At 64.1% G+C, this 8,518-nt stretch carries 7 protein-coding genes and 1 pseudogene; 4 read left to right on the top strand and 4 right to left on the bottom strand.

All coding sequences use genetic code 11. The annotated features are described in order from the left end of the window. Positions 1 to 10: 10 nt before the first annotated feature. Together V2S85_RS23570 and V2S85_RS23575 are read right to left on the bottom strand one after the other, a co-directional pair. Entirely contained in the window at positions 11 to 2,152 is a 2,142-nt protein-coding gene (locus V2S85_RS23570; protein WP_330705243.1) for a TonB-dependent receptor, read from the bottom strand. Between the two features lie 167 nt (positions 2,153 to 2,319). Then, on the bottom strand, positions 2,320 to 2,994 hold the full coding sequence (locus V2S85_RS23575) for a GntR family transcriptional regulator (RefSeq protein ID WP_285018908.1): 675 nt from the start codon (positions 2,992 to 2,994) through the stop codon (positions 2,320 to 2,322). A 249-nt stretch (positions 2,995 to 3,243) separates the two neighbouring features. Between V2S85_RS23575 and V2S85_RS23580 the strand changes: the two genes are divergently transcribed. Together V2S85_RS23580 and V2S85_RS23585 are read left to right on the top strand one after the other, a co-directional pair. Further along, positions 3,244 to 3,768: a nuclear transport factor 2 family protein gene (locus tag V2S85_RS23580; RefSeq protein WP_330705244.1), complete on the top strand. Its 525-nt coding sequence runs from the start codon at positions 3,244 to 3,246 to the stop codon at positions 3,766 to 3,768. A 239-nt stretch (positions 3,769 to 4,007) separates the two neighbouring features. Then, positions 4,008 to 4,508 (top strand): methyltransferase domain-containing protein, encoded by a 501-nt coding sequence (locus tag V2S85_RS23585; protein WP_330705245.1) that lies wholly within the window; start codon positions 4,008 to 4,010, stop codon positions 4,506 to 4,508. Positions 4,509 to 4,533: 25 nt separating this feature from the next. Here V2S85_RS23585 and bdcA read toward each other — a convergent pair whose 3' ends face one another. Then, positions 4,534 to 5,247 carry an SDR family oxidoreductase gene (bdcA, locus tag V2S85_RS23590; protein ID WP_330705246.1) on the bottom strand — a complete coding sequence of 238 codons (714 nt, stop codon included), beginning with the start codon at positions 5,245 to 5,247 and terminating at the stop codon, positions 4,534 to 4,536. 140 nt (positions 5,248 to 5,387) lie between these two features. On the opposite strand from bdcA, the gene V2S85_RS23595 reads away from it, so the two are divergent. Then, on the top strand, positions 5,388 to 6,317 hold the full coding sequence (locus tag V2S85_RS23595) for a LysR family transcriptional regulator (RefSeq protein ID WP_330705247.1): 930 nt from the start codon (positions 5,388 to 5,390) through the stop codon (positions 6,315 to 6,317). A gap of 102 nt (positions 6,318 to 6,419) precedes the next feature. On the opposite strand, the gene V2S85_RS23600 is transcribed toward V2S85_RS23595, so the two are convergent. Continuing rightward, on the bottom strand, positions 6,420 to 7,616 hold the full coding sequence (locus V2S85_RS23600; protein ID WP_330705248.1) for a DUF2252 family protein: 1,197 nt from the start codon (positions 7,614 to 7,616) through the stop codon (positions 6,420 to 6,422). Positions 7,617 to 7,750: 134 nt separating this feature from the next. On the opposite strand from V2S85_RS23600, the pseudogene V2S85_RS23605 reads away from it, so the two are divergent. Further along, a pseudogene (locus V2S85_RS23605) lies at positions 7,751 to 8,336 on the top strand (thiamine pyrophosphate-binding protein); the annotation flags it as partial. Positions 8,337 to 8,518: the final 182 nt, after the last annotated feature.

Here is an 8,518-nt window from a genome sequence, read left to right on the forward strand (position 1 = left end):
GTGCGCATGGTCAGAAGTTGACCGATGCGCCGACCTGGAACTGCACCTTGGGCTTGGGGGCCACGTAGATGCGGTCGCTGAGCGAGAAGCCGAACTCGTTGTAGACCGAGCCCGGATACCAGATGCCTCCGGCCCACAAGTTGAGGTTGTTCTTCTCGGGCAGCACCCAGCGCACCTTGCCGGACACGCGGTTGTAGGTGCCCGCGCTGTAGGCGCCGAGCGAGTCCAGCTTTTGCGGTCCGAAGAACTCGTGGTCCAGATCGACGCGGATGCTCTCGCCCGAAGTGCCGGGCAGGCGGTAGTCCACGCGCGCACCGTAAGCCGCCAGCCACTTGGCGACGTAGGGCACGTAGCCGCCATCTGCGAGGCGCGCCTTGACCGCCGAGTAGTTGCCGGTCAGCTTGAGGTCCACGGCCTCGCTCTGGATCAGCTCCAGCGAGGTTTCGAGGTCGAGGCCCTTGCGGCGCGAGGTGCCGAGGTTGACGTATGTATAGCCGACCTGACCCACTTCGTTGGAGTTGACCGTCTTGTAGAAGTTCGCCTGGAAGTGCAGGCGGCGGTTCCACGGGTCCCAGGCGATGCCAGCCTCCTTGCTCGACAGGTGCGAGACGTTGAGGTCGGGGTTTGTGGTCAGCTCCGAGAAGGCGCTGGGCGAACGCGGGCTCTCGCCGTAGTTGACGTAGACCGTGATGTCCGGGATCGGGTTGATCGCGGCGCCGACCTTGGGGCTGAAGCGGCCGGTCTTCGTCTTGAACGGGGCATCGTAATAGGCGTTCGCGGTCGCGTCGTAGTCCTGATTGTCGACGTCGAACGCGAAGTGATCGTAGCGGCCGCCGGCGGTGATCTTCAGCCAGTCAACCGGCTTCAGCTGGAGCGAGGCGTAGACCGACTTGGTCGTCTCGCGCACGTGCTCGCGCTGGTAGAAGTAGGCGTCGAGCGGATCGAGGCCGGTGATCTCCTCGCCGTTTTCGGAGGGCAGTTCGGTCAGCCGCGCATTGGTGTGCTGGATGCTCACGCCGCCCAGCACCAGCGCGTCGATGCCCGCGACCTCGAAGCGGCGATGCGCCTCGACGCTGGCCGAGTAGTTCCAGCGCGCGTCGCGGCGGTAGTACTGCGGATAGGGGTACGTCGTGGACGTGCGGGTGAGCGCGCTGTGACCGGCGCTGGCGGTCGCTTCGAGCCCCTGGTTGTAATCACCGACGAGGTAGTTGGCGATCGCGGTGTAGGTCTGCGCCGAGCCGTGATCGCTGTCGCTGATCGCGTCCTTCGCACTGATCGTGCCGTCCTTGATGAGGCCCAGGTCGATGTAGCCGGGCTGTTCGAACTTGTTGTTGTAGGTCTCGACGCCCAGCGTGAAGCGGCCGCCGCCCAGCGGGGTCGCGAACTTGGTGAAGGTCTTCAGCAGCTTGCCGCCGCTGCGGTCGCGGTAGCCGTCGCTGCGCTGCCCGTCGACGATGGTGTAGAGGCTGGTGTCGTCCCACTGGTGGCCAATGCTGGCGACCGCGCGGACGAAGCCGTAGGAACCGCCGGTGATCGACAGGCTGTTGGGGATGAAGTCCCGCGTCGTCGCCACCACCGAACCGGCCTGCGCGAAGTTGCCGCCGTAGCGCGTGTCGAATGGACCGCGCACGATCGTGAACTGGTTGATGGTCTCCGGGATCAGCGGGTTGAGATCGACATAGCCGTTGACGCTGATGTGCGAGGCCGCGTTGCGCTGCACGCCGTCCTGATAATAGGCGAGATAGGCGGAATCGTAGCCGTTGGACCAGCCGCGCATGGTGATGCCCTGCGTCTCGCCGACCTGGCCGTAGTCCGAAACCTGCACGCCGTTGCTGCCGCGCAGGAGGTCGCCCGCCGTCGTCACCAGCTTGTTGGAGATGTCGTCCTGGGTGATGACGGTGACCGAGGCCGGGTTGGCCGCCGGGGTGTTCGAAAGTACCAGCGGCGCACCGTGGCCGCGCTTGGCGGCGGTGACGATGATGGTGTTGTCTTCGGGCCGGGCGTCCTTGGCGGTTTGCTGGTATTCGCCGGTAGCCTCCTGCGCGGCGGCGGGCAGGGCGATGACAGACAGCGCAGTGGCGCCCAACAGAGCCGCAAGGTGACGGGAACGGAGGATGTGCGCGGGCGAATGCCCACCGGTCAGGGTGTTCATGAGCTTTCCTTTCGAGTGTGACGGCCGCGAGAAGGCATTGTCCGACGGCTTCAGTCGGGCAGGAGCGGGGCGCGCATAAGCGGCTCGCGGTTGGGCTTGTTCTACGAGAAGCCTGTCACCTCGTGGCGTCCAGTTCTGGTCTTGTCGTGCGGACGAGGAATGCCGCGTTACCGGGAGTCGTCCTGCTCCAGGTCGGCGATGTAGTCTCCGATGATGTCGGGATCGATCAGGGCGTGGCGGCGCATCAGCATCCGGGCGGCTTCGCCGTCACGCGCTTCGAACGCGGCGATCAACCGGTGGTGATCGTCGAGGTCGGCGCGCATCTGCCCCGGATACGTCAGGCAATAGCGGAAGTAGCGCGCCAGGTGGATCACGGAGCGCTCCAGCGCTTCGATCAGGTAGCTGTTGCGCGATGCCGCGATGATGGTGGCGTGGAAGGAGGACGCCGTGGCGGCATAGCCTGCAACGTCGTCCGCCAAAAGGTGGTCTTCCAACTGCGCGCACAGGTCGCGCAGCGTTTCCAGTTCGTCCGGCCGCAGCCGCCGCGCCGCGAAACGGGCGGAAGAGGCAGCCAGTTCGGCCGAGAAGTCCATGAGGTCCAGCGTCTGGCGCAAGTCCAGCCGCGGGACGATGGCGCCAAGGCGCGGGGTCTTGTGCAGCAGGCCCGCCGCGACCAGCTGCGACACCGCTTCCCGCACCGGCGTGCGCGAAGTTCCGAAGATCTCGGCGATCTCCACTTCCTCGATCCGCTGGCCGGGCACGAGCAGGCCCTGAGAGATGCGCGCCTCGATACCCGACCGGACGAAGTCCGCCTGGGAAGTCTTGAGAGCGCGTTCGGTCAATGGCCTGCCTTTCGAGCGGTGAGTGTGGAACCCTGATAGTCAACCAAATAAGTTGAGTAAAGAATCATGTATGCAAATTTGTCTTTCGTGCATGCAAGGAGGAATTTGTCTCAAACCGTGCCCGCCTGCAAGCGGATGTTTCACGCAGTTCCGCGAGACAGGTTGCGGCAGGCGCGCCGGGTGTCTTTCAGATTGAAGTTACGCGATTGATCTTGCGGTGGCGGCGCCATAGCCCTTCGGGACCGAACGATGGAGGTCACGCACATGACGGCCAGGCCGACTGGGGAAATGAGCGCTCTGCTCGACGAACTTCTGGCTGAACGGGCCGTGCTGCGGTTGCTGGCGCGCTATGCCAACCTCGTCGATTACGGGGACGCCAGCGCCTGCGCGCTGCTGTTCACCGAGGACGGCTATTTCGAACTGCAGGGCGGCGAGCGTAATCGCCTCAACCCTTATGCGCCTTTTCCCTATCCCGAGGATTACCTGCTCGGTTGTGGTGGCCGCCCCACCGACAAGGGCTTCCGCTTTGAAGGGCATGCCGGGGTGCGCGGGTTCATGGCAGGTCTCGCACGGGACCGGCTGCGTCTGCACGCGGTGCTGCAGCCCGTCGTCAGGCTGGGCGACGGGGAGGCCTGGGTGGAAAGCCAGATGGTTGCGCTGGGCAAGAACCCGAAAGAGGACCATCGGGTGCTCGCATTCGGGCGCTATTTCGATCACGTCGTTCACACTCAAGATGGCGAGTGGCGCTTCCGGTCCCGGTTGTGCGAACTATGATGCTTGAAGGCTGCGGTGGTAGGCTTGTGCCCCCGCGAGGAGACCGGGGAAAAGCGCCTTATGCGCCCCGGCAAGATCGCCATGCCGGTCAGCCAGATTTTCCTCATGCATCTGCTTCTACATCACAATGAGGGATCTTTCGGGAGCAGGTCAGGCGCCATCGTTGGGGGCGCCAGCGTGAAGTGGACGCGCCGGTCGGACGCAGCAGGTTTTGACTTGGCGCCGCCCTCGCAGAAGAGATGGATGACCTCAACCGCCGCTTGAATTCCTGCATTTCCTTCGTGCCGCTCAGCTTCGACTGGGTGGTGAGCCGGTCGATGTTCCACCATGCCGACGATCCCGCCGCGACGCTGGCGCAGATGCACCGCGCCTGGGCCGCGCGAGGCAGAATCTTCGTGTCCGATCTGTTGCCCGATCCCGCACGCGCCCCCGCCTTCGACGCGATCGAGCTGCTGCGCGACCCTTCGCATCGGGGCGTCCTTACCCTGGAGGCGCTGCGCGCACTGGGCCGCGAGCGCGGCCTCGTCGAGATCGCGGTCAGCAGCGGGCTTACCAGCCTGCCGCTGGAAAGCGTGCTCGCAACCTCGTTCCCGCCGCCCGGGATGCTCGACCACGTGCGGTCCCTGCTGGCCCGCGACGCCGCGGCGGGCACCGACATCTTCGGGCTGCGTGCAGAGCGGCGGGACGGCGCCATCTGGGTCAGCTATCCCACGATGATCGTGGGATGGTCCATCGCCTGAGGCGCGTGCGGGCGCCGCATCTCGGTCAGGCGCCAAACCCGCCGTCGATCGTCTGCATCGATCCGGTTATCATCCCACCGTGGGGCCCCGCGATGTAGGCGGTGAGTTCGGCGACTTCGCTCGGCCGTGCGTGACGCTTGATCGCCATGAAGCCATGCATGGTTTCGGCCATCGGCCCATCGGCGGGGTTCATGTCGCTGTCGGTGGGGCCGGGCTGGACAGAATTGACCGTGATACCCCGCGGCCCCAGGTCGCGAGCCAGACCGCGGACCATGCCCTGGATCGCAGACTTGGTCAGGGCATAGGCGGCCCCGCCAGCAAAAGGCATGCGATCGCCGTTGACCGATCCGATGACGATGATGCGCCCGTCCTCGTTCATGCGGCGCGCGGCTTCGACGGCGGCATGATAGGGGGCCCGGACATTCACATCGATCATGTGATCGACGGCGTCGGCCTCGATTTCAAGCGGGTCTCCCATAACCAACGCTCCGGCGGCAACGACCAGGACGTCAAGCGCGCCGCGCCCAGCCACCGTGGCGACGAGTTCGCTGCGGTCCGCGCTGTCGGTCCGGATGGCCATCGCGCCCGTTTCAAGAGCCAGCTCTTCTGCGGCCTGCCGCGAACCGGCATACGTGAAGGCAACATGGCCGCCGCCGGCCGCAAAGCGGCGTACGATGGCTGCGCCGATGCCGCGGCTTCCTCCGAGGATGAGGACATTCTTGTCGGTAAAATCGTTCATGACATATCTCCTTGGTTCCGGGCGGGTGCGATGCAGGTGTTTGCGGTCGCAGCCCTCGCCGTCTGGACTGCAAGATGAACCTGAAGCATTGTTCGGACTAGACGTCTGAATCTGATTCTAGATGACGGGAATTCCGAACGATGATGAAGCTCGATGGAGTTGTCGCCTTCGTCATGACTGTCGAGGCCGGTTCAATCAGTCGGGCGGCGCAAAGGCTCGGATTGGCCAAATCGGTCGTCAGCGAACGTTTGGCCGAACTCGAACGCTCGCTGGGCACCACGCTGATCCAGCGGTCCACCCGCAGGCTTTCCCTGACCGCAAGCGGAGAGACTTTCCTGCCGCGTGCGCAACGGATCCTGCGCGAGGCGGAGGAAGCGACTTCCGAACTTGCCGCACGCAGTGGCAAGCTTGCCGGACCTTTGCGCATTTCGGCGCCGGTCGGCTTCGGGATACTTCATCTCGGGCCCGCCCTCGGGGCGTTTCTGCGGGACTATCCTGATATAGACCTGTCGCTCGAACTCGACGACAATTTCGTGGATGCCGCGACCGGTGGTTTCGATGCCGTCCTGCGGCATGGCGCCGTAGGGGATGGACGCCTGATCGCTCGGCGCCTGGCGCGCAGTCGACGCCTGCTGGTTGCCTCTCCGGGTTACATGGAGCGGCATGGCACCCCCAGGGTGCCTGAAGAGCTTGAGCGGCATCGCGGGCTCCTCTATTCCAACCGCACGGGCGACTGGCGCTTTTCGGCACCGGGGCAAGGCTGGTCAGTGATTCGGCCCCGGGCTGCGCTGCGCGTCAACAGCGGCCTCATCATGCGTGACGCCGCTATCGAAGGCTTGGGCATCGCCCTCTTGCCCACTTTCTTCATCCACGAGGCCCTCGCCAATGGGGCACTTGTCGAGGTTGATGTCGGGTTGCAGGCCGAAGGCGCCGAGCTATTTCTTGCTTACCCCAAGGACCACGGCGCAGCTGCGAAAATTCGGGTCTTTGGCGACAGCCTGCGCAGAAGCTTCGGAAGTCCGCCTTATTGGGAACGACGTGACCTTGAGAAGCCCTCAACCGATACTTGAACCGGACCGACCGCTTCTGATTATCGAAAATCGGTGACCAAACGACGGGAAGGGGAGGGGGCGGAAAGGCCCGCATGCATGCCGGTGTGCGATCTTCAGAATTCAATCATTCAATGCATGCACCCGGCAGTGATCGAGATAGCCTTTTTCATGCCGCCCGGTGAGGTCCACGACTGAGCGCCACAGCCATGACGGGGCATTCAGGTTTCGAGGGCGCCCTCTTTGCAAGGTTTGTGCCCAACTGCGACGGATCTCCGGCTCCATCTGCCGGGCATGCGCTTTGCCCACCACCAAGGCGAGATATCGCGCTGCCTTGAGCGCTTCGCCCCGCGAGAACTGCTCGACCTCGATCTTGAGATCCTGGGGCATGAGTTCGCGCACGAATACCGAGTGTTCATGCAGCCGCGCCGTTCCCATACGATCGCCGAGATGCGGCGACAAGGCGCGCGCTGCAGCCAGAACCCGTTCGGCCGGATCGGTCGGCATGACGGCGCCAGGTGCGATAGGTGCGACAGGAGCGACGGCCTCCTTTATGTCGACAAGCGCGTGGTCCCTGCCGCGCTGGCCTTCGAGCGCAACGATTGCCGCATATCGCATGAGACCGAGCGAACTACAGCCTTTCATCCAGTAAGCGGCATCGACCATTTTCGGGGCTCGTTCCTCGTCCTTGCTGTCCAGAGACAGGATCATGCTGCTTACCGGCCGGTGGGTGACGATGTCGCGAAGGCCTGTGGTCTCGGCTTCGGTGAGGGGCCAGAAGCGCCGGCCAAGAGGAATTTTCGGCTCCACGTCGTCGAGCCGTTCTTTGGCCAAATGCCTCCACTTCCTGCCGAGCGCGCGGCGGCGCACCACGCGCACGATCTCGGGCTCCCAGCCTGCGGTTTTCTTTCTCTCATCCGGGTCGGCAAAGGCGTCTTCGTAGCCTTCGACCATCTCTTCCATCATCCGCGCGGTCACGACGCCCGGCAGGTCCGATCCGCGCGCCGCCGTGGCAAGCGAAAGTCCCAGGCGGATAAGATCGTGCGCAGGGTTGCCGATCACTGCCTGATCGAGATCGCGAATCTGTATCTCGACCCGGCCGTCGCCGTTCGCGATGGGCCCCAGATTGCCGAGATGGCAGTCGCCGCAGATCCAGACGTCCGGTCCTTCGGGGACGATGCGTTCGCCGCCTTCTTCGGCAAGCCAGCGATAGAAGAGTTCCGTGTTGCCTCGAACGTAGGCGTGGGCGGAACGCGCCATCTTGAGGTCTCGGCGAGCATGAAGGGTGGCAAGGCGATCTGCCGGTACGACGAATTTCATGCAGACACGAACGAGCAACACCGTGTGAGTGTTCCGGATGCAGCGGAAGTTGTGAAAACAGCAAGGGATAGCCGGAACAGGCCATGTCCTCGCGGATTTTGCCCCTGCCAGACATACACATACGGGAAACAAACATGACGACAGTGGCGCACGTGATCGTGGAGACGCTCCAGGCCGCAGGTGCGCGCCGCTGCTACGGCGTGCCGGGTGACACGCTCAATCATGTGACCGACGCGATCCGGACAAGCGACATTCGATGGGTTCATGTCCGGCATGAGGAGGCGGGCGGCTTTGCCGCCGGCGCGGATGCTTTTCTGACGGGCGAACTTGCACTTTGCGCCGGGTCGTGCGGCCCGGGCAGTCTTCACTTCATAAACGGCCTATTCGAATCCCACCGCAATCGTGCGCCGGTCGTCCTGATTGCCAGCCAGATCCGTGCAGGACGAACTTAGCTTCGATTTTCCGCAGGAAGTCGACTTTCGCGCCATTTACGAGAGCTGCAGCGTCTTCTGCGAGGAAATCCGTACGCCGGAGCAGGCGCGCTGCAAGACCGCGATGGCGGCTCAGGCGGCTCTGGCCAAGCGCGGCGTTGCAGTGCTGATCGTGCCAGCCGACATCTCCAGCGCCAGGGCACCGGACGAGCCTGCATTTGCCGTCCATCGCGCAAGTCCGGTCGTCGTGCCCGCCGATCATGAACTGGACCGTATCGCGGCCTTGCTGGAGAAGTGATCTGCCCCCTTCTGAGTGGCCCAAAATCTGTTTTAGATTTGGGCATGAAGGAGGACTGGAATGGCGAGGAAGCACAAGCCGGAAGAGATCATCGGCAAGCTGCGTGAAGCGGAGATCGTGCTGGCGCAGGGCGGAACGGTGGCGGATGCGTGTCGCCGGATCGGCGTCACCGA

The organism is Novosphingobium resinovorum (assembly GCF_036352595.1).
Taxonomy (GTDB): Bacteria; Pseudomonadota; Alphaproteobacteria; order Sphingomonadales; family Sphingomonadaceae; genus Novosphingobium; species Novosphingobium resinovorum_B.